21 protein-coding genes are annotated in these 19,602 nt (G+C 43.5%); 15 read left to right on the top strand and 6 right to left on the bottom strand.

The features are described 5' to 3' along the window. Positions 1-27 precede the first annotated feature (27 nt). From BW42_RS11550 to BW42_RS11540, 3 genes are read left to right on the top strand one after another with little or no spacing between them, the layout of a single operon-like run. The gene (locus BW42_RS11550; protein ID WP_035411213.1) at positions 28-351 is read left to right on the top strand and encodes a nucleoside triphosphate pyrophosphohydrolase; all 324 of its coding nucleotides are present in this window, start codon (positions 28-30) and stop codon (positions 349-351) included. Then, positions 348-2,660, top strand: coding sequence for a DEAD/DEAH box helicase family protein (locus BW42_RS11545; protein ID WP_052019128.1), 2,313 nt, complete (start codon positions 348-350; stop codon positions 2,658-2,660). Before BW42_RS11550 ends, BW42_RS11545 begins: the two co-directional genes overlap by 4 nt. Positions 2,661-2,710: 50 nt before the next feature. Continuing rightward, entirely contained in the window at positions 2,711-3,208 is a 498-nt protein-coding gene (locus tag BW42_RS11540; RefSeq protein WP_035411210.1) for a type II toxin-antitoxin system HicB family antitoxin, read from the top strand. A 194-nt stretch (positions 3,209-3,402) separates the two neighbouring features. Here the strand turns inward: BW42_RS11540 and BW42_RS11535 are convergent, their stop codons facing one another. Together BW42_RS11535 and BW42_RS11530 are read right to left on the bottom strand one after the other, a co-directional pair. Then, entirely contained in the window at positions 3,403-5,235 is a 1,833-nt protein-coding gene (locus BW42_RS11535; protein WP_052019127.1) for a DUF262 domain-containing protein, read from the bottom strand. A gap of 1 nt (position 5,236) precedes the next feature. Further along, positions 5,237-6,544, bottom strand: a complete 1,308-nt coding sequence (locus BW42_RS11530; RefSeq protein WP_035411207.1) for a DUF262 domain-containing protein — start codon at positions 6,542-6,544, stop codon at positions 5,237-5,239. A 130-nt stretch (positions 6,545-6,674) separates the two neighbouring features. Between BW42_RS11530 and BW42_RS11525 the strand changes: the two genes are divergently transcribed. Continuing rightward, complete coding sequence (locus tag BW42_RS11525) at positions 6,675-7,529, top strand: hypothetical protein (RefSeq protein ID WP_052019126.1); 855 nt, start codon at positions 6,675-6,677, stop codon at positions 7,527-7,529. Positions 7,530-7,563: 34 nt separating this feature from the next. On the opposite strand, the gene BW42_RS11520 is transcribed toward BW42_RS11525, so the two are convergent. Together BW42_RS11520 and BW42_RS11515 are read right to left on the bottom strand one after the other, a co-directional pair. Further along, positions 7,564-8,199 (bottom strand): DUF3885 domain-containing protein, encoded by a 636-nt coding sequence (locus BW42_RS11520; protein ID WP_035411203.1) that lies wholly within the window; start codon positions 8,197-8,199, stop codon positions 7,564-7,566. Positions 8,200-8,287: 88 nt separating this feature from the next. Next, positions 8,288-8,710 (bottom strand): VOC family protein, encoded by a 423-nt coding sequence (locus tag BW42_RS11515; protein ID WP_035411200.1) that lies wholly within the window; start codon positions 8,708-8,710, stop codon positions 8,288-8,290. A gap of 207 nt (positions 8,711-8,917) precedes the next feature. Here BW42_RS11515 and BW42_RS11510 point away from each other — a divergent pair, with 207 nt between their 5' ends. The 10 genes from BW42_RS11510 (at position 8,918) to BW42_RS11465 (ending at position 17,536) form a co-directional block, all read left to right on the top strand. Next, positions 8,918-9,931 carry a LacI family DNA-binding transcriptional regulator gene (locus tag BW42_RS11510; protein WP_035411197.1) on the top strand — a complete coding sequence of 338 codons (1,014 nt, stop codon included), beginning with the start codon at positions 8,918-8,920 and terminating at the stop codon, positions 9,929-9,931. A gap of 189 nt (positions 9,932-10,120) precedes the next feature. Then, on the top strand, positions 10,121-11,428 hold the full coding sequence (locus BW42_RS11505; protein WP_035411194.1) for an ABC transporter substrate-binding protein: 1,308 nt from the start codon (positions 10,121-10,123) through the stop codon (positions 11,426-11,428). 58 nt (positions 11,429-11,486) lie between these two features. Continuing rightward, positions 11,487-12,383, top strand: coding sequence for a carbohydrate ABC transporter permease (locus tag BW42_RS11500; RefSeq protein WP_035411191.1), 897 nt, complete (start codon positions 11,487-11,489; stop codon positions 12,381-12,383). Between the two features lie 3 nt (positions 12,384-12,386). After that, complete coding sequence (locus tag BW42_RS11495) at positions 12,387-13,310, top strand: carbohydrate ABC transporter permease (protein WP_081780419.1); 924 nt, start codon at positions 12,387-12,389, stop codon at positions 13,308-13,310. Between the two features lie 22 nt (positions 13,311-13,332). Then, positions 13,333-14,679, top strand: coding sequence for a GH1 family beta-glucosidase (locus tag BW42_RS11490; protein WP_035411188.1), 1,347 nt, complete (start codon positions 13,333-13,335; stop codon positions 14,677-14,679). 167 nt (positions 14,680-14,846) lie between these two features. After that, positions 14,847-15,320 (top strand): hypothetical protein, encoded by a 474-nt coding sequence (locus BW42_RS11485; RefSeq protein WP_035411185.1) that lies wholly within the window; start codon positions 14,847-14,849, stop codon positions 15,318-15,320. A 114-nt stretch (positions 15,321-15,434) separates the two neighbouring features. Then, a complete protein-coding gene (locus BW42_RS11480) occupies positions 15,435-15,953 on the top strand; it encodes an RNA polymerase sigma factor (RefSeq protein ID WP_035411182.1) in 519 nt (172 codons plus the stop codon). Beyond that, on the top strand, positions 15,937-16,791 hold the full coding sequence (locus tag BW42_RS11475; RefSeq protein ID WP_035411179.1) for an RsiV family protein: 855 nt from the start codon (positions 15,937-15,939) through the stop codon (positions 16,789-16,791). The genes BW42_RS11480 and BW42_RS11475 overlap by 17 nt, the downstream gene beginning before the upstream one ends. Before the next feature lie 114 nt (positions 16,792-16,905). Beyond that, entirely contained in the window at positions 16,906-17,202 is a 297-nt protein-coding gene (locus BW42_RS11470) for an excalibur calcium-binding domain-containing protein (protein WP_035411177.1), read from the top strand. Positions 17,203-17,356: 154 nt separating this feature from the next. Continuing rightward, positions 17,357-17,536 (top strand): hypothetical protein, encoded by a 180-nt coding sequence (locus BW42_RS11465; protein WP_035411175.1) that lies wholly within the window; start codon positions 17,357-17,359, stop codon positions 17,534-17,536. Positions 17,537-17,613: 77 nt separating this feature from the next. On the opposite strand, the gene BW42_RS11460 is transcribed toward BW42_RS11465, so the two are convergent. Next, positions 17,614-17,937, bottom strand: coding sequence for a thioredoxin family protein (locus BW42_RS11460; protein WP_023466923.1), 324 nt, complete (start codon positions 17,935-17,937; stop codon positions 17,614-17,616). Positions 17,938-18,235: 298 nt separating this feature from the next. Between BW42_RS11460 and BW42_RS11455 the strand changes: the two genes are divergently transcribed. Beyond that, positions 18,236-19,105 carry a cation diffusion facilitator family transporter gene (locus BW42_RS11455; protein WP_035411174.1) on the top strand — a complete coding sequence of 290 codons (870 nt, stop codon included), beginning with the start codon at positions 18,236-18,238 and terminating at the stop codon, positions 19,103-19,105. A gap of 44 nt (positions 19,106-19,149) precedes the next feature. On the opposite strand, the gene BW42_RS11450 is transcribed toward BW42_RS11455, so the two are convergent. Further along, positions 19,150-19,491, bottom strand: a complete 342-nt coding sequence (locus BW42_RS11450; RefSeq protein WP_035411172.1) for an ASCH domain-containing protein — start codon at positions 19,489-19,491, stop codon at positions 19,150-19,152. Positions 19,492-19,602: the final 111 nt, after the last annotated feature.

Here is a 19,602-nt window from a genome sequence, read left to right as displayed (position 1 = left end):
CTCAACCCTTCAAAGGAGTGAATTGATATGCCACTTTATCATAAATTAGTTCGAGACGCGATTCCAAACATCATCGACCAAAACGGAAAAAAAGCGACGTTCCGAACGCTGAACGAAAATGAATTCCTAGTGGAAGCGAAAAAGAAATTGCATGAAGAACTGGCTGAATACGAGGAAGCAACGACGGAAGCAGACGCTGTCGAGGAGTTAGCTGATTTACTGGAGCTCATCCAAGCGTTAGCGAAGACACATGGCGTGACAGTCGAGGAACTGGAAGCCGTCCGAACGAAGAAACAGCAACAACGCGGCGGATTTGAAGAACGCCTCTACCTGATCGAGGTCGAAGATTGATCCCGGAAGCGAAGCTGACGACGCATCACTTATATGACTCACTGGTCGAGGCAATTGATCAGGCGGAGGAAGTCTATATCGTCGCAGCGTTTGCCCAGAAGTCAGGCGTCGCCTTACTCGTCCCGGCATTTCGTCGCGCCTTGCAACGAGGAGCCGAGATTCGGCTGTTGATTGGCGATTATCTACATATCACCGATCCAGAAGCATTGGCGCAGTTGCTTGCGCTGGATGGGTTGTCAGTTCGCTTTTATCGGTCAGGCGGACGCTCGTTCCATCCGAAAGCGTATCTGTTTCGAAACGCAGAGACTGGCTTATCAATCGTCGGTTCGTCGAACATCTCGAACAGTGCACTTCGGTCTGGAATCGAATGGAACGTCCATCTACCACAAGCTGTCGCTCCACAGATCCTTGATGATGCGATTGATGCCTTCATGGATCTTTACCTCAGCGAATCGGCAGAAGAACTGAATCCGGTTGTCTTAGATGCTTATCGTCAAGAGTACGCGGCACGTCAATATGTCGCGGAACCAGAAGTCGAGTATGACGAAGGAACAGTCGTCGTTGCATCAGAAATCCTGCCACACCGGGTGCAGGAAGAAGCGCTGCACGCGTTACGGGAAACGATGGAAGAAGGACGGACACGTGCATTGGCAGTGCTTGCGACTGGATTAGGGAAGACCTATCTGAGTGCGTTCTTTGCGGGAGACTTTACACGAGTCCTATTCCTGGCACATCAAAAAGAACTATTAGTGCAAGCAGAGCGTTCGTTTCAAAAAGTCAATCCGGCTTGGCAGACCGGCTTTTATATCGGTAGTGATCGGACCGTCACGGAGACGACAGAGATCGTCTTCGCTTCCGTCCAGACGTTGGCGCAAAAGCGTCACTTGGACCGTTTTGCAACGAACCAGTTTGATCTCATCATTGTTGACGAGTTCCATCACGCGGCAGCAACGAGTTATCGGAAAATCATTGATCATTTCACGCCTCGTTTCTTGCTTGGTCTGACGGCAACACCAGACCGGATGGACGGAGCGGATGTCTATGCGATCTGTCACCATAACGTTGCTTTCCAGATGCACTTCACAGCAGCGATTGCTGAAGGGTTTTTGACACCGTTTCATTATTACGGTATTCATGACACGATCGATTATTCCCAGATTCGACGAATCGGTCGGACCTATGATGCGACGCAACTCGAGCATCGACAACTTGATCGTGAGGTCGCAGATAATATCTATCATTCATGGGGAAAACATCGTCAAACGAAAACGATCGGCTTTTGTTCGTCGATCAAGCAAGCGGAATATCTGGCGCAAGTATTCCGGGATAAAGGAACGACGGCGTTTGCACTGACAGGGCAGACGACGAATCGCGCGCAATATATGCAAGCATTCGAGCAGGGCGAGATTGACGTCCTTTTTACCGTCGATTTGTTTAACGAAGGTGTTGATATTCCGAAAGTCGATACACTCCTGTTCTGTCGTCCAACTGAGTCTGTCGCCATCTATACGCAACAAATCGGACGCGGCTTACGCTTGGCACAGCACAAATCGCACTGCGTCATCATTGACTTGATTGGGAACTATCGCAACGTCGAAACGAAGCTGAAGCTGCTCGGAACGATGAAAGAGTCGTTCAAGCGAGGAGAAATAGAACCGATTGCGCCACCGCCCGGCTGTGTAATTGAGTTCGATACGCGGGCACTGGAATTGATTCATCGACTCCGGCAACCGAGTCAGCGGAAGTTACGATTGATTGAACAATACGAGCAAATCAAATACGAACTTGGTCGTCGACCATCGTATGTTGAGATTGGAGAATATGCGGCAGTTCCACAAGGCTATAAACAGGAGTGGGGTTCTTACGTTGGGTTCTTGAAGGAGCATCAGGAGCTATCAGACGAAGAGGTCAAAGCGTACGACGCAAATCGTGAATTGATTGAACAAGTCGAAAAGACGATCATGAATCGGAGTTATAAGATGGTCGTCTTGCTAGCGATGCTTGAGCGGGGAGAAGAGCGTTGGATGGAGCCGATTACCGCAGAGGAAGTAGCACCGTTCTTTTATGAGTATTTGCATGCAGAGAAGTATCGAGAGTTGAAGGATGCGCAAACGGCGGAGTTAAAAGGACCGTTTGATTCTTCAAAAGTAGAATGGTTATTGAAGAAGATGCCGTTTCCAAAGATGGGGAAACCGTTTGAGTTTGATGGTGACGTGTTATCAATCGAAAACCAAACATCAGGACGGAAACTATTTAATGTCATAAATGACATAATTCACTTCCGACTGCATATATATTTTTCGAATTAATTAGATACTTTGTGAGCTGAATATAACAAGAAGCAAGGGAGAGAACGTGAATGGCGATGTATAAGTATTATGCAGTACTGACAAAAATAGAAGAAGGTGAGGGATTTGGTGATGAAGGTAATGATGGATACTATGTTTCTTTTCCAGATTTAGAAAATGTATTCACGGAAGGAGAGACATATAAACATGCACTATTCATGGCGAAAGATGCTCTAGAATTAATGTTAGAGAGTATGTTGACGCATGGGGAATCGTTTAATAAGCCATCTACATTACAGCAGTTAAATCTTAAGGATTCGAAAGAAGTTCATGTCGAATTGATTGAAGTGGATGTAGAACCGCGACCCGATTCAAAATTAGCGACACCAGACTCTTATTTATTGAAGTATGTGGATGCGAGAAATAAAGACGTTGAGATTGGCTTAGATAGTAAATTTTTGATGGAGTCTATTACTCGCGTACTGGATGCAGGAGGAACAATCATTTCTCTAGGTGATTATGATATGGATGAAGATGAAGTGTTTTATACAGGGCGGGTCGTAAAATGACATTAATATAAGATGAATAAAGATATGATTACTCGCTTCATAAATCAAATAAAAAATTCATCTAGGAAAAATAGTGAATTAATAATCTGTAATGAAGGTAGAAGAACGCTATTTTTAACGGAAATTCTATTATTGTGTAAGGAAATATAAAAAAGACTTTCCGTATTTTTTATCGGAAAGTTTTTTTATTTCTTTTAAGGTGTTACCTGCAATATTGAAGATGATATACTAGCATATTTCGCTAAATCTTTATTCAAAATAGTCGTCATCTCTATTTGATGCTCATTTGCTTTTTCTGTCGTCCACTTCTCTTCACTAGATATCGTTATAGTCTGCATAATCGCTAGTTTTAGACTCTGTTTAATTAGGTTTGGATAAGAGTCAATTTTACTGAGCGGAGATAAATTCGAGAATTTCGAGTTTCCGGAAATCGTTATTAACGCTAGGTTACCTAAGCTATGCAAATCACGGTCATCCCATTTCATTCCGTCAATCGGATGTTGTGGATAGAAGTGCTCGATGGAATTTCTGAACTGGAACTGCCAGTCATCATTTAATGGAAATACGAGTTGTTTGTTATTATATGAGTAGCCATCGCGAAAGATTAAATAATCTAGATAAGAAAAAACGATTCGTTCTATTTTAAACCCTGATTTCGTTTCATAATTAGATTCGCTGACTTTCTCACAGCAGTAATGCTCGAGTAATTCAATGAGATCCGTTGATTCATCATCTAGTAATTCAGAAAGGACTAGTGATATCCAGTGCATGGTTTTCGGAGAAGTGTAGGTGATACGCAAACAAGATTGAAGCATTCTTAATTTTTGATTCTGCTTTTCACGTTTCAGTGTTCTAACATACGCTGGTTTATCACTTTTTCTTTTTGTATCCCGGTACTTTTCTAACATTTGCAAAGACCACTTGCCTGTTTCTTTATAATCTTTGACGAATTCACGTTTTACAATGTATTTGTCATACAAGACACGACATTTCAACAAAGTGAACAAAAAGTGCTTGGCATTGTCAGGGCTTGTCCAAGACCATTTTAAAGTTTGGAGAAAGTGTTTGTCGTCTAGACTAGCGCTTGAGTGAGAATCTTTTAAGACAGCATTCACCTGTAGTAAGAAATCAGGAAAAGAGATGGTTGATTCGAACCGTTCATTTTCGTCTTCAAGTTCTTTGCTCTTCGTGTCTGGTGTTTTGCTGCTATCTAGAATAGCAAGTAACGATTTTTTAGATTGTGAGATGTTCTTTTCGTTATCGATTTGATCAACGATCGTATCAAAACTCTCAATTTTAGATTGAAGACTACTCCAATTATGGGTGAAGAGTATCCTTCTGTGATTTGGATTAAAATTCATTTGTACGTAAGAATTCATATTTGAACAAGTTTCCCAAATCATTGAGCCAATGTGCTTATCCTGATCGGTTTTAAGCACTTCGAGTAATTTTGCTTTTACGATTTCGTGAAGTTCTAATTGCTCGCCACGCGTATTCATAATCTCGAAGTAATGATTTAAATTAATATTTTTTGGAACTTGGACTCGAATCAAAAATACGGATTCTAGTTTTTTAGAAAATTTTTCTTTATTGATTGGATTCGTTTCGAAGTAATTTTGAATGATATGATAACCATTTAAAATTTCAGCCGAAGCTAATTCTTCTGGTAATGTGTGGACCTTACAATCACTAAGGTGAGCGAGTGTACGATTTGATGTATCACGCGCTTCGAAACGAAGGGCGTCTTTTGAAAAAGAAAACTTCAGATAGCGTTCGAGTAAATACAACGTCGTTAAACGTTGTTGACCGTCAATGACTTCGTAGACGTTATTGTCGGTCTGATTGACGATTAGATTTCCGAGGAAATATGTACGGTCTTCATCATTAAGAATGGCGCTATCAATATCCTCGATCAACTGGAGGATTTGAAGTTCGTTCCAAGCATAATTCCGTTGATAAATCGGAACTGAATAATTAGTATTTGCGAATACATTTGCTGCTGGTATGACTTTTAGATTATCGGTCATATTAGCACCATCCATTCAAGTGATAGAGTTTGTCATACACTGCTTGATAATTCTCTTTGTTATTTGAATTAACGATTGGTTGTTCTAGTAAATATAAATCTAATTCTGCCGGTGTATTCATTTCACTGATAATCGTGAAAATATCGAATCCCTCGTTGAGACGTTCATGCTTACCTTTTGCGTACTTGTTAGTCGTTTCTTGATAGACAGCATTCATGACTAATCGGAGAGAGTAACTCCAAGTATAAAAGTAATCGAGTACCGATTTATTCAAGCTTTCAATCCCAAAACGATCAGCAAAAAATAGCAATGAGCATTCAAACAATTGCATGATGTAAGTATCACCGGTTCCTTTACGTGGCATTTGGTTTTTGTGTTCTGCATAGGACTTAATGAGCTTCTGGATTTGTTCTAGTAGCTGTCCATAATGAAGGATGTAGTCGAAAAAACGCTTTCCGGCAACTAACGGTTGTGTCAGTTGGAACTGATTCAAAGAATTTGAAGCGAGCAGTTCATGATGACCATTTTTATTAAATTGTTCTATGAATAAATTACTAGCTTTATGGTATAACGCATAATTGTAGACGTGCGTGGCGTCGATTCCCTTGAAAGCATCAATTTTACTCGAGGAATAACCGAGACCATGTTTTCCTTTATACCATTGAGTTAACGGATATAAGTAGTTTTTAAATAGGTTACTCAAATCCTCTTGATTGACAGCCTCCCAGCGACTAATGACATTCACCTTTTGTGACTCATCTTCGGCTGTCATTTCGCGGAGATGATAAGATTTGAGGAGATCATGAGGGGCTAACGCTTTTCCTCGTGAATTTTGAGAATCAAAAAATTGAAAAGCTTCTTGTTCCTTATCTGTGACGATTTGAACAGTTGTGCATTTTTCTAAAAGATAATTTTTAAAGCGAGTTTGTTCATCAGGGTTTAACTCATTAGTTTTTCTAGAGAGAACGCTGTGATTCGTCAGTATTGCATTTGTAGATAGTTCGGAATACTCTTCTTGCAATAATGATTGATATGTATCACCTAGACAATAAAGTAATATCGAAAGTGTAGTGAGTCGTTGTTGACCGTCAACGATATTGTATGTATTGCTTTGATCTTTTTGAAGAATGACAGACCCAAGACGGTATTCCTCTAAATCATTTTGAAATGCTTTGTAAGTATCGATGAACAAAAGATTGGTTGAGCGTGCACTCCATTTATAAGGTCGTTGATACGAAGGAACACGGAGAGGAATGTTGAACAAATCACGTAATGGAAGTATTTCTAGCTCGTTTGTTAGTAAAGCCATTAAGAGTCTCCTTTATTTTTTCTTTTAATTATACCTATTTTTTACATATATACCGCTTTTTTATTATTTTATGTACGATAAAGATGAAGTATCAAAAAGTGAAGCGAAAATGATTTGAGGAGTGTATAGTATGAAAGCTAAACTTTATCTAATGGAAGGGCTACCGGGTTCAGGCAAAACAACAACAGCTGAAGCGTTGACTCGTCTACTACAAGAGCAACAAATCAATACGCGTCTTCATATCGAAGGAGACCTCAACCATCCTGCGGATTATGAGAGTGTCGCTTACTTAACGCTTAGTGAATGGGTAGAGTTTCAAAGTAAGTACGCTTCACTCGAGGTCTTACGATTTGCTGAGGTGTTCAATGATTATGTGCTTGTATCATATCGTCAGTGGCAGTCAAAACAGAATGTTGCTGAAGCTGCGCTTTCATTTTTGCAAGCACGTGATATCTATGAACTACCGTTCGAGTTACATCAATCACTGATACTAAAGAAATGGGAAGCGTTCGTTGCTCAAGCTTTGATAGCGAATACAACGTATATTTTTGAATGCTGCTTTTTACAAAATCCATTGACGATGGGGCTCATCAAATACGATCTACCGGAAGCGACGTTACAAGCGTACATTGAACGCATAGCGACAATCATTACGCCGCTACAACCTGTTCTTGTCTATGTTGATCAACAGGATGTAGAGAGAAGCTTCCGTAAAGCATTACAAGAGCGTCCGACAGAATGGGCAGATGGATTCGTATCGTATTACACCGAGCAAGCATTTGGTGTAAATCGCTCGCTGTCAGGAGTAAATGGGACGATTTCAATTTTACAGGCGCGCCAAGCACTGGAGCGTCAGTTGTTAAAAACGCTTCCCTTTAGAATAGAGGTATTTGGAAATGAAGACTTTTCAACAGATGTGAGACAAAAATGGTTAAAGCAGTTGATTCAGTCAACTGTGCGTTCGACTTCTTTAAGCGAGAGCTAATTAAAAGGCGATTCTAAGTCAAAGAATCGCCTCTTTATAGTGAGAATGTCTGATCAATAGTGTTTTTATCATGGTTCAATATCCAATGCTTATAATCATCGTAGAGATCACGGATAGCGTCAGGTGTTTCGCCGATCAGGTCACAGCCTCGGTCATCATAGATGTGAAACAGACTCTTTCGTCTCGGATTAAAGAAAAAGGTACGATGGATAAAAGAAGGGCGAGAAGTGACATCATGACTGCAAATATCACGGATCAAAGCTGGATAATGAATCTCTTGCCGTGTACAGGTCAAAGACAATGTGTATGTAGCATAGGGATGCTCTTCCACATATTGCGGTGTACGATCGCACCGCAGGCGATAGCGGAAAGAAGGGGACTTCAAGTACTTCACAAATCCACTATGCACGACCGGTTTCCAACCGCTTGTTCTTTTGTAGGGACTGACCTGCACGATCCATGTGATAAGATCAGATGGAGCATGAATGGCTTCGAATAAGGTTAGGGCTTTTCGATAGGCGGACTCTAGATAATTCGGATCATCTAGACCAACGTTTTTGAGCAATGTTGAATCGCCTAGCTCAAAGCGGATTCCGTTCGCATTGTGATAAAATAAGTTCGGATATAAGACGAGCTGGGGAAAGATCGTATACAGCTCTTGGTGATTCAATAGGAACCCCTCCCTTCAATGTATGATGCGCTACACTTGTTTCTTGAATGAATAATGATCCGGCTTCTAAAAGCCGGATCATCATTCATTAGCCCATACTCGTTTCATGATTAACCTGCCATTGTACGCCAAACGCATCTTCGACAATACCGTAGGCTTCACTCCAAAACGTCTTTTGAATCGGCATGATGATCTTGCCGCCTTCAGCGAGCCGCGCGAACGTTTCGTGCAATAGCTCCACATCGGCTAAGTGAAGGGCTAGCGTAATGTTTTGTCCGAACGTCACAGGGTTTTGTGGCATCGCGTCTGAGAACATGAGACGTGTGCCATGGACGATGAGCTGCGCATGTAAAATCAGTGTCTGGTGCTCCGGTGGATACGGTTGACCATCCGGTCCAGGACCTGGTCCGAACTCCATGATTTCCGGCATTTCTTCCTGAAACACCTCCGTGTAGAACGTCAATGCTTCACGGGTATTTCCATTAAAGACAAGATACGGATTAATCGGCATGGGAAAGCTCCTTTCAAAAGGAAGAATGTGTTTCTTTTAGTATACCAAACATTTGTTCGTATAAAAAGAGTGGGTTGCTGATTTATTTAGTATAAATGATAACGGTTTCAATTTATCTGATTTTTATAAAAAATAGGTTGCAAGTTCCAGAAAGACTTCGTATACTAAATTTATCGAAAGCGCTTTCGGTGAAATGGAGTGAGTAGTATGGGAACAATTTATGATTTAGCGAAGATGACCGGATTTTCGATCACAACGGTCTCGAAAGCCTTAAATAATTATTCAGATGTCAGTGAAAAGACGAAAGCGAAGATCGTCCAGGCAGCAGCTGAGATGGGATACTTGCCGAATGCACATGCTCAATCGCTCTCGACGAAACGTTCGTGGACGATTGGTGTCATGTTTTCAGAAGCACATGGTGTCGGCATGATGCATCCGTTCTTTAATGCGATCATTGAAAGCTTCCGGAAAGCAACAGAGCAACAAGGTTATGATCTGATTTTTGCATCACGAAATTTACGTAATCGGGACATGAGTTACTTGGAGCACTTTCGGCACCGAGCGGTTGATGGCATTGTCGTCATCTGTTCGGACCAGTTGGATCTGCACGTTCAAGAATTGATTCAAAGTACGATTCCGATCGTTGTCGTTGATATGTACAGTCCGGATTGTAGCGTCGTCTATTCCGACAATATTACGGGTGGGCGACTAGCCGTCGAGCATCTATATGAATTAGGTCATCGCCGGATTGCGCATATCGCTGGCGACACGACGACGGATGCTGGTGCAGCAAGGATCGAAGGTTATAAACAAGCAATGACCCAGTTCGGCCTATCGATTCCAGACGGCTATATTGCAAACGGTGGGTTGTTTTCCGGAGAAGAAGGAAAACGGGCGATGCAAGAGTTGCTGGTGCTACCGGATCGACCGACTGCTGTCTTTGCGGCAGGGGACCAAATGGCAATCGGCGCTATTGAAGCGATTCATGAAGCTGGCTTACAGATTCCAACAGATATCTCACTCGTAGGCTACGATGATATCGAGATGGCGAAGTATATCACACCGAAGCTGACGACTGTCCGGCAAGATACGGAAACGATTGGTCAGCATGCGGCTTCAGTCTTGATCGAACAAATTGTCGATAAACAGCGGATGACGACACAAGACGTCATTCCCGTCGAGTTGATCGTTCGTCATTCGACAGGTCCTGTACCTGTGTGACGTGCGACGATTTCGGAATCGCTCTCGCTGGTTGTCAGGGAGAAAACGCGAGAGCGATTCCGAAATTATTTTTACGGCAGTTCCGAAAGGGCTTTCGATTATTCTCTTGTCATTTTCGAAAGCGCTTTCGAATTAAACGATTAAATTGAAACCGCTTACTTAAAAACTATTAAAAAAGGATGGGATGAAATGAAAAAGGCGTTCATTAGTGCAATGACGATTGGTGCCATGACGGCAACTGTCTTAGCGGGATGTACGGGAGGTGGTGAAGACACTACGAGTGGTGGCAAAGAGGTCTTAAAGATCTGGTCGTTTACGGATGAATTAAAAAAACCAATCAAAAAATTTGAAGAAAAGAATGGCGTCAAAGTCGAATTGACGATCGTGCCGATGGCCGACTATCCGACGAAGTTGAAACCAGCTCTTGAAAGTGGCGTCGGGGCACCAGATATCTTCACGGGTGAAATCGCCTTCTTGAAGCAATGGGTCGACGCTGGCTACTGGGCCAATTTATCCGAAAAGCCGTTTAATGCAGATGACGCCGCAAAAGACTATATTCCGTATGTATTTGACATGGGGAAAGATAAAGAAGGAAACGTGCGTGCGCTCTCTTGGCAAACGACGCCAGGAGGCATTTACTACAAACGAAGCATTGCGAAAAAAGTACTCGGAACAGATGACCCGAAAAAAATCGGCGGCATGATGAATTCAATGGATGGGGTATTTGAAGTCGCCGATAAAATGAAGCAAAAAGGCTATAAAATGTTCCCGGATGAAGGATCGATTCGCTGGTTCGTGCAAGGCAATGATCCACAACCATGGGTCAACGACAAGCAGGAGCTCGTCTTGACCGATGCGCGAAAAGAATATATGGACTACGCAAAAGAACTCCGTACGAAACAATATACGGCCCTTGCACCGGAATGGTCACCATCGTGGTACGCCGGCATGGATAAACCAGTCAAAGTCAAAGAGAATGGCAAGGAAATTCAGACAGAGGTCTTCTCGTATGTGTTACCGACTTGGGGACTGCATAGCGTCTTGAAGGAAAACGTGAAAAAATCCGCAGGAGACTGGGCTGTCACGAGCGGACCGAGTCCTTACTTCTGGGGCGGAACATGGTTAGGCGTCTACAAAGATTCGAAAAAACAAAAACTCGCCTATGATTTCGTCAAAATGATGACGCAGGACGAAGAATTCTTGACAGACTGGGCAAAGGAAACGGGTGACGTCTTAGCATTCAAGCCAGTCACGGATAAAATCAAGACTAACTTTAAAGAAGATTTCTTGGATGGTCAGAACAACTACGAATTTTTCTTAAAGCAAGCAGACCAAATCAAACCAGGCATTGTTACGAAGTATGATCAACAACTTGACACGCTCTATGGAGCTGCCGTAACAGAGTATGTTCGCGGAAAAAAATCGAAGGATGAAGCTCTAACGGAATTCTATAAAAAAGTCAAAAACGCATATCCTGATGTAAAAGTACCCGAATAACGAGCAGGTGGGGCGCATCCTGCCTCACCTTTTCTCATGGAAGAAAGGAGCTTAACCTGTGAAAAAAATCGATCGCACTGGGTATCTCTTCATCGCACCGTTTTGGATCGTCTTCCTGATCTTCAGTATTTATCCGGTCGCCCTGACATTCTATTATAGCTTTACGAACTACACGGGAGCTGAAGGGGAACAAGTCGTTGGTCTTGCGAACTATACTCGGCTACTGAGTGACAGTTACTTCATCGAAGCGTTCTTTAACACGATCAAGATTTGGGCTGTCAACTTTACCTTACAAATTGGCGGGGCATTGTTGCTTGCATTGCTGTTCTCCGACCTCCAATTGAAATTGAAGGGGCTTGCGTTCTTCCGAGCGACCTTTTATCTGCCGAACTTGATTACGATCAGCTCCGTGGCGTTACTGTTTGGAATCTTGCTCGACTGGCAACATGGCTCGCTCAACATGATGTTGATGAAGATCGGTATCATTTCAGAGCCAATCAACTGGTTGACGCAACCTGTCACGGCACAAGTATCTGTCTCGCTCATCCTGACATGGATGTGGCTCGGTCACTCGTTCATCGTCGTCATGGCAGGCGTGTCTGGCATCTCGAAAGATTATTTTGAAGCGGCCTTGATTGACGGAGCGACCCGATGGCAAATTTTTTCTCGAATCACTTTGCCGCTGCTCAAGCCAATCTTATTGTATATCATGATCACCTCACTGATCGGTGGTTTGCAATTGTTCGACCTGCCGATGCTGATCACAGATGGAATCGGGGCGCCGGACGGGGCACTGAATACGATGGTGCTGTATCTCTATAACCAGGCATTCAAATACAACAACTATGGCTATGCTGCAGCTGTCGCTTATGGGTTGTTTGCCATCACCCTTGTTTTTTCAATCATCGTCTTCAAAGGGATGTTCCGAAAAGAACGTTCACCGAAAGGAGCCTGACCGATGGAACGAAATGCAGAAGCACGCCGGCTCGTGCCACAAACGGAAGAACAACCAGAACGCTCGGAGCATCCGCTTCGATTGACGCCGCCTCCAAAACGGAAAAAACCATGGCTTGGAAAAACGATCATTTACCTCGCATTGATTGCCTTGACGATTGCCTGCATCATTCCATTCTTGATGATGATCGTCAACGCAACCCGGTCAAATGAAGAAGTCCTGTCCGGTTTTTCTTTGATCCCGGGCAACTCGCTTGCTGACAACTACGCGGCGTTGAGTTCGTACGTCAATATCTGGTCCGGCTTTAAAAACAGCTTGATCATTGCTGTACTCGTGACCGTCTTGTCGGGATACTTTTCCGCCCTGACCGCATTCGGTTTTGCATTCTATCAATTTAAAGGAAAAAATGTCTTGTTCGTGTTCATGCTGATCATGATGATGATTCCAGGACAGCTCGGGTTGATCGGTTTTTATGAGCTCAGCAAAAACTTAGGATTGCTCGATAGCTTCATTCCGCTCATCGTACCGGCTATTGCTAGTCCGTTCACCGTGTTCTTCATCCGGCAGTACGTCCAGACGGTCCTCCATCCGAGTTTGATTGAAGCAGCGCGTATCGATGGAGCAAGCGAATGGCGGATTTTCCATACGATCGCTTTGCCGATGATGATGCCCGCGATCGCGACGATGTCGATCTTCACCTTCATCGGTTCTTGGAATAACTACATCATGCCGCTCGTCTTACTCTTCTCGCCAGAAAAGTATACGCTCCCGGTCTTGATGGGATTCTTAAAAGGTTCACAAGTCGCAGAGAACTTAGGGTCACTGTATCTCGGCATCGCGATTTCCGTCGTGCCGATCATGATCGCTTTCTTGTTCCTCTCGAAGTATATCGTTAGCAGTATCTCGGCTGGTGCCGTCAAAGAATAATTCGTCAAAGGAGATGACATACATGAAATTTGCACCAAACTTTGTATTCGGAACAGCCACATCGTCGTATCAAATCGAGGGCGCTTACAACGAAGACGGACGGACGCCTTCCATCTGGGATGCGTTTTGCGCAGAAGATGGCAAGGTCTTCAACTGGCAAAACGGTAACGTCGCTTGTGATCATTACCATCGTTATGAAGAGGACATCGCCCATATTAAGAAGCTTGGCGTCGATACGTATCGCTTCTCGATTGCCTGGCCACGGATTTTTCCGCAAAAAGGAATTTATAATCCTGAAGGCATGGCGTTTTATAAGCAGCTTGCAACACGCTTGCGCGAAGAGGGCATTAAGCCGGCTGTCACACTGTATCATTGGGATTTGCCACTCTGGGCATACGAAGAAGGCGGCTGGGTCAACCGAGAATCGGTCGACTGGTTCCTTGATTTTGCACGGGCATGTTTTACGGAGCTTGACGAAGTCGTCGACTCTTGGATTACGCACAATGAGCCGTGGTGTGCTGGGTTCCTCAGCTATCACATCGGGGAACATGCACCCGGTCATACTGATCTGAACGAAGCCGTTCATGCGGTGCATCATTTGCTCTTATCTCACGGAAAAGCAGTCGAAATGCTGAAGGAAGAGATGAAATCGACGACACCGATCGGCATTACACTCAATCTGGCGCCTAAATATGCAAAGACAGATTCGGTCAATGATCGGTTAGCGATGAATAATGCAGACGGCTATGCGAATCGTTGGTTCCTTGATCCGGTCTTTAAGGGACATTATCCGGTCGACATGATGAATCTTTTCTCAAAATATGTCCATTCGTTTGCTTTCATCCAGGAAGGGGACATGGAAACGATTGCTGTACCGTGTGACTTCCTCGGGATTAATTTCTATAGCCGTAACCTTGTCGAATTCAGCGCAGCAAATGATTTTCTACAAAAAGCTGCGTATTCTGACTACGACAGAACCGCGATGGGATGGGACATTGCACCGAACGCATTTAAGGACTTAATTCGCCGATTGCGGGCGGAATATACAGATTTACCGATCTATATTACAGAAAACGGAGCCGCATTTGACGATGAGCTGATTGAAGGACGGGTCGCCGACCAAAACCGAATCGATTATGTTGCGCAACACTTGCAAGCAATCTCGGATTTGAATGAAGAAGGCATGAATATTGATGGCTACTACTTATGGTCGCTTCTTGACAACTTCGAGTGGAGCTTCGGTTACGAAAAACGCTTCGGAATCCTTTATGTCGATTTCGAGACACAGGAACGAATTTGGAAAGACAGTGCTCATTGGTATGCGAACGTGATCAAGCGACATAAAGCTACGCTTCCCCAAAGCGTATAAGGAAAAAGGCAAGGACGACTCATCGTCCTTGCCTTTTTCCCCGGATTAGATAAAAAAATCAATAGAGATCGGGTAAAAAAATGTGTAAAAGAAAAAGGATTAAAACCCATCATATGGAATGTAAAGTGTAGAAGTGACATCTATTCGTTTTCAGGGGAGGAAACGTCATGCGTCAGAGGGACTTACCGTATCGGTTCATCTTTATTTTAGGTTTACTTGTCATGATCGGAATTAACGGATGGTCCGCCATGCTCCATCCGGACGGAACGATTAACGGATGGCAAAGCATTGCCTCCGTCGCCTGGCTTATTGGTTTAGTCGGGTCTCTATTCTATATCAAAGAAGATAAATCGCTTCGACTTATGGTCTGGTATATCCGGATTGGTCTCGTTGCGACGTTATTCATTTACGGTGTTTCGTTACTTGAAGGCGCGTTTTCTGAGACGATTTGGTTTGATGGGCTTGCGAGTGTTCAGTTCATATTCTATTTCCTCTTCGTCGTCCCGTTGTTTGGATTAAATGCCTGGACGGATGTTCTGTTTGGTGAGTTTTCGTTATACATGAGTGTTCTGTACGGTATCGCCTTGATCACGCTTCACGTAAAAGTCTGGAATGATGCATCACGGCATTTAGATTATTGATTCAAAAAGGTGACCTTGTGTCACCTTTTTTTGTTGTGTCGTCAACTTTTTTCTCGACTCGCCCGTCTTAATGATGTATACACAGAACGATATCGAAAAAAGGAGCCGCGGCCTATGACCTCTCGCCAAATCAGAAAACGGGAAAAAGCATTCGTCCGTTTTTTAAAGCAATACAAACCGAATCTCTACTGGTTAGCCTACAGTTATATGAAAAATGAACAGGATAGTCTGGATGTCATTCAGGACAGCATCCAAAAAGCGTTACAATCACTCGACCGACTCGAGGATGATGAACGGATGAAAGCCTGGTTCTATCAGATTTTGACACGAACAGCGATCGATGCGATCCGGAAACGTCAGCATAGTATCAGTTACGACACGGATCGACTGATCGAACTCGTTGCAACGAAAGAAGATACATATCCGGATGCCGATTTGCGACAAGCACTCGAGGAGTTACCGGTCATGTACCGGGAAGTCGTTATCTTACACTACTTCGAGGATTTGATCTTAAAAGACGTCGCGACGATTTTAGAGCTGAATCTAAGTACGACCAAGTCTCGCCTCTATAAAGGGTTGACCTTACTGAAAATGAAATTGAATGGAGATGATCTAGATGTCAAACAAACTTGATGATCTGAAACAGGCTTACCAACAACCACCGGTCCCAAAAGAACTCGATGAAATGATTGCTCGAGTCGAGCGTCGAACTCGTCCTTCGCGGACGAAGCAATCCGTGTTGATTACAGCGGCCGCCATCACGTTATTCATTGGCGGATTAAATAGTAATGCGTCGTTTGCAGACGCGATGGCGAAGGTGCCGGTCTTCGGTCAACTGACTGAGATCGTGACGATCGACTGGAAAGAGACGAAGACACAACAGTCGGCTGATATTAAAGCACCCCAAGTGACGTTACCGGACAAAGCGCTCGAGCAACAGCTGAATGAAAAGTATATCGTGGAAGGACAAGCGTTATATGAAAAGTTCAAACAAGAGACGCACGGACAGGAAGGGGTATTTGCTGTCGATAGCCGTTATGACGTCAAGACGGATACGGACGACCTGTTGTCGATCGGGCGAACTGTCACCGAGACACGGGCAAGTGCAACGGAAAGCGTCCAGTACGATACGATTGATAAGAAGCAACAGCTTGTCCTGACGTTACCGTCCTTGTTCAAAGATGACGGATATATCACGACAATCAGTGATTACCTAAAAGAAGAAATGCGTCGCCAAATGAAAGCAGACGAAGGAAAGGTCTACTTTGTCGAAGGAACACTGGATATACCGGAGGACGAACAGTTCAAACAGATTTCAGCGAAGCAAAACTTCTATATTACGGCAGACCACAAATTAGTCCTGTCGTTTGATGAGTACAGCATCGCTCCAGGATATATGGGCATCGTTGAATTTAAGATCCCGACATCGATTTTAAAAGATGACCTCGTCAGCTCGTCCTATATTCGTTGATTGTCAGATTTTAAAAATCATTGACGTAAAAATGAAAAAAGGGAACAATTTCTAAAAATGACCTCTTATAATCAAAAGACGAATCGTTGTTTTTTGAAAAAAGGAGGAATCCCTATGAAAAAATGGAGTCGGCTTATACTCGCGGGTGTTGTTAGTCTCGCTTTGCTTCATGTTCCGGCAGCTAGTGAAGCGGCGACGAAAGCAAAAGCCTTTAAGAACTGTACGGAAATGCAGAAGACCTATAAAGGCGGCGTCGCGAAAAAGGCGGGGCTAAAAAATCGGACCGGGTATGACAAGCATGGAAAACCGATTTACAAAGCAACAAAATATAAGGCATACGTGAGTCTTGCGACGTATAACTTAAACACGAAGAGTGACCGGGATAAAGACGGTATCGCGTGTGAACGTTAAATAAGAAAAAGTAGTCTTTCTCGAGCGGGAGAAAGACCACTTTTTTGTAGAAATTAGATATTCCTTTCAATTATGTAATTCTTAGAAAATCATCATGTATGGTAGTGTTGTAGCGATGAAAGACGACAAATATGTGTTGAGTAGGAGGATTACTATGCGAAAACGAGACTATTTAATTTTCTTCATTCTATTTTTGATTCTGAATTTCATTAATTTCTTGGGCGCATTAGGTATACAGGATTCATTAGCAATCGTGGTCGTCGCTCTGATCGAAGCAGCGATAGCTGGAACGATTACGAATCTGTTCACTCGCATCTTTTTTAAGAAAAGCTGAGAAGGATTGAAGTAGCACTCCAAATCAGATCGGTACATAAAAAATAACCTGACGCTGCGGCGTCAGGTTATTTTTGCTTAGTTGAAGTTTTGCTTTAGGAATGCTGTAACTTCTTCTGGTGTTTTCGCATTTGCACTATGCAAATGTGCCAGTTTTTCATTGTTTTTGAAGACGAGTAAGCTTGGGATCCCCATGACATCGTGGTTCGATGCGATTTCAGGGAACTCATCCTTGTCGATCGTATGGATTGGTAAGTGGTCGAATTGTGACTCGACGTCCGGCATGAAGTAATCCATCCGTTTACAGTCGGGGCACCAGTCTGCTTCGAACTTGATGATGACCGGTGCATCACTTGAAATCAATTCCTTGAATGTTTCTTCACTCTTAATGAATTCTGCCATTGTGAGAACTCCTCCTCTTGGTGTTGTACCTTTAGTCTACCGATTCCCTTCAGAACTTGCACGAATTATGTTCGTCAAAGAGTCTGACAAGTCAAAAAAGTTGGTTGCTCTTTAAGATAATGCTACCGATTTTCTTTAAAATAGCTACATGACGTAATCGAATTCAATTTGGTATAGGGAAACATTATTGCGTATTTGTTAATTACCTAGTTCAAAACAAAATGATTTCTCTAGACCCACTCGATTTCCGACTGGTACGATGAGGTTTGCTAATCGCAGAGAAAGTGGGGCGACGAGAATGGAACAACAAAAATACGATAATCTAAAACGCGGCGAACGCGGTGCGATGATCAGTATTGCAGCCTATATCTTGTTATCATCTTTAAAATTAATCATTGGTTATACAGCAGATTCCGCCGCACTCCGGGCGGACGGTTTGAACAACGCGACGGACATCATCGCGTCGATTGCCGTCTTAATCGGCTTACGGATCTCACAACGTCCTGCAGATGACGATCACAAGTACGGACACTGGAAAAGTGAGACGATTGCCTCGCTCGTAGCTTCCTTCATCATGATGGCAGTCGGTCTCCAAGTCTTGATCGATACGATCTCGACGTTATTCGAAGGCAAGCAGGAATCGCCTGATGTTCTTGCAGCGTACGTCGGAATTAGTTCAGCTCTCGTGATGTACTTCGTCTATCGTTACAATAAGAAGTTATCCGAGGAGATTGAAAGCAAAGCCGTCATGGCGGCAGCGAAAGATAATCTATCCGATGCTTGGGTCAGTGTCGGGACGACAATCGGGATCGTCGGATCACAGTTCGGCATGCCCTGGCTTGATGTCGTGACAGCGATCATCGTCGGCTTCTTGATCTGTAAGACGGCGTGGGATATCTTCACGGAAGCGTCACACGAACTGACAGATGGCTTTGATGAGAAGAAACTGAAGATGTACGAAGATGTCATTTTCGATCTCGAAGGTGTCAAAGGCATCAAATCGATCAAAGGACGTAACTACGGCAACAATGAAGTCGTTGATGTCGTCATCCTCGTCAACTCCACCTTGAATATCCATCAAGCGCACGATATTGCGACACGTGTTGAGGATACGCTGACGGAAGAATACGGAGTTTATGATATCCATGTTCACGTCGAACCCGAATGAATTCAAAAACGTCTTTTCTACGCTGACTGTAGAAAAGACGTTTTTTATGGCAATAACTCGATATGAAGAGCTAGTGCTCCGTACTGTTGCTCGGCTTCTGGTGAATAGATCGTATACGTAGATGTTACGAGTTCATCGATCGACCAACCGACGCAGTCGATGGATTCCTGTGATACGTGTTCATACAGTGCTTGAAAATCTTGAAATGTCTCCCGTTTCGTCACCTGGACGAGTAGCGTCTCGTTCGTCTCCGTATGCGTGAACTGAATCTGATCACCGACTTGTACTTGTTGGCGTTTCAGATCATTGAGTCGAATTTCGACCGTTTTCAGCCGTTGTTCAATCGAACGAAACGGTACTTCATATAATCCCATCTCATGTCTCATCTATCTCCACTCCTTCTCTACAAAAGCATAGCAAAACTATGTGATTTTTCACATCGCCTTTTCGTTGACAACCAGGAATAATCAGCGTATTTTAATTCATATAAGTAATTG

Source organism: Exiguobacterium sp. RIT341, assembly GCF_000632205.1.
Lineage (GTDB): Bacteria > Bacillota > Bacilli > Exiguobacteriales > Exiguobacteriaceae > Exiguobacterium_A.
This window is presented reverse-complemented; position numbering and strand designations above follow the sequence as displayed.

Bases quoted from the DNA above. Each gene is read 5' to 3' on its own strand.
- BW42_RS11505 (WP_035411194.1), top strand. From the start codon at position 10,121: ATGAAAAAGGCGTTCATTAGTGCAATGACGATTGGTGCCATGACGGCA.
- BW42_RS11510 (WP_035411197.1), top strand. From the start codon at position 8,918: ATGGGAACAATTTATGATTTAGCGAAGATGACCGGATTTTCGATCACA.
- BW42_RS11450 (WP_035411172.1), bottom strand. From the start codon at position 19,491: ATGAGACATGAGATGGGATTATATGAAGTACCGTTTCGTTCGATTGAA.
- BW42_RS11540 (WP_035411210.1), top strand. From the start codon at position 2,711: ATGGCGATGTATAAGTATTATGCAGTACTGACAAAAATAGAAGAAGGT.
- BW42_RS11495 (WP_081780419.1), top strand. From the start codon at position 12,387: ATGGAACGAAATGCAGAAGCACGCCGGCTCGTGCCACAAACGGAAGAA.
- BW42_RS11490 (WP_035411188.1), top strand. From the start codon at position 13,333: ATGAAATTTGCACCAAACTTTGTATTCGGAACAGCCACATCGTCGTAT.
- BW42_RS11455 (WP_035411174.1), top strand. From the start codon at position 18,236: ATGGAACAACAAAAATACGATAATCTAAAACGCGGCGAACGCGGTGCG.
- BW42_RS11525 (WP_052019126.1), top strand. From the start codon at position 6,675: ATGAAAGCTAAACTTTATCTAATGGAAGGGCTACCGGGTTCAGGCAAA.
- BW42_RS11465 (WP_035411175.1), top strand. From the start codon at position 17,357: ATGCGAAAACGAGACTATTTAATTTTCTTCATTCTATTTTTGATTCTG.
- BW42_RS11460 (WP_023466923.1), bottom strand. From the start codon at position 17,937: ATGGCAGAATTCATTAAGAGTGAAGAAACATTCAAGGAATTGATTTCA.
- BW42_RS11515 (WP_035411200.1), bottom strand. From the start codon at position 8,710: ATGCCGATTAATCCGTATCTTGTCTTTAATGGAAATACCCGTGAAGCA.
- BW42_RS11480 (WP_035411182.1), top strand. From the start codon at position 15,435: ATGACCTCTCGCCAAATCAGAAAACGGGAAAAAGCATTCGTCCGTTTT.
- BW42_RS11550 (WP_035411213.1), top strand. From the start codon at position 28: ATGCCACTTTATCATAAATTAGTTCGAGACGCGATTCCAAACATCATC.
- BW42_RS11535 (WP_052019127.1), bottom strand. From the start codon at position 5,235: ATGACCGATAATCTAAAAGTCATACCAGCAGCAAATGTATTCGCAAAT.
- BW42_RS11530 (WP_035411207.1), bottom strand. From the start codon at position 6,544: ATGGCTTTACTAACAAACGAGCTAGAAATACTTCCATTACGTGATTTG.
- BW42_RS11485 (WP_035411185.1), top strand. From the start codon at position 14,847: ATGCGTCAGAGGGACTTACCGTATCGGTTCATCTTTATTTTAGGTTTA.
- BW42_RS11470 (WP_035411177.1), top strand. From the start codon at position 16,906: ATGAAAAAATGGAGTCGGCTTATACTCGCGGGTGTTGTTAGTCTCGCT.
- BW42_RS11475 (WP_035411179.1), top strand. From the start codon at position 15,937: ATGTCAAACAAACTTGATGATCTGAAACAGGCTTACCAACAACCACCG.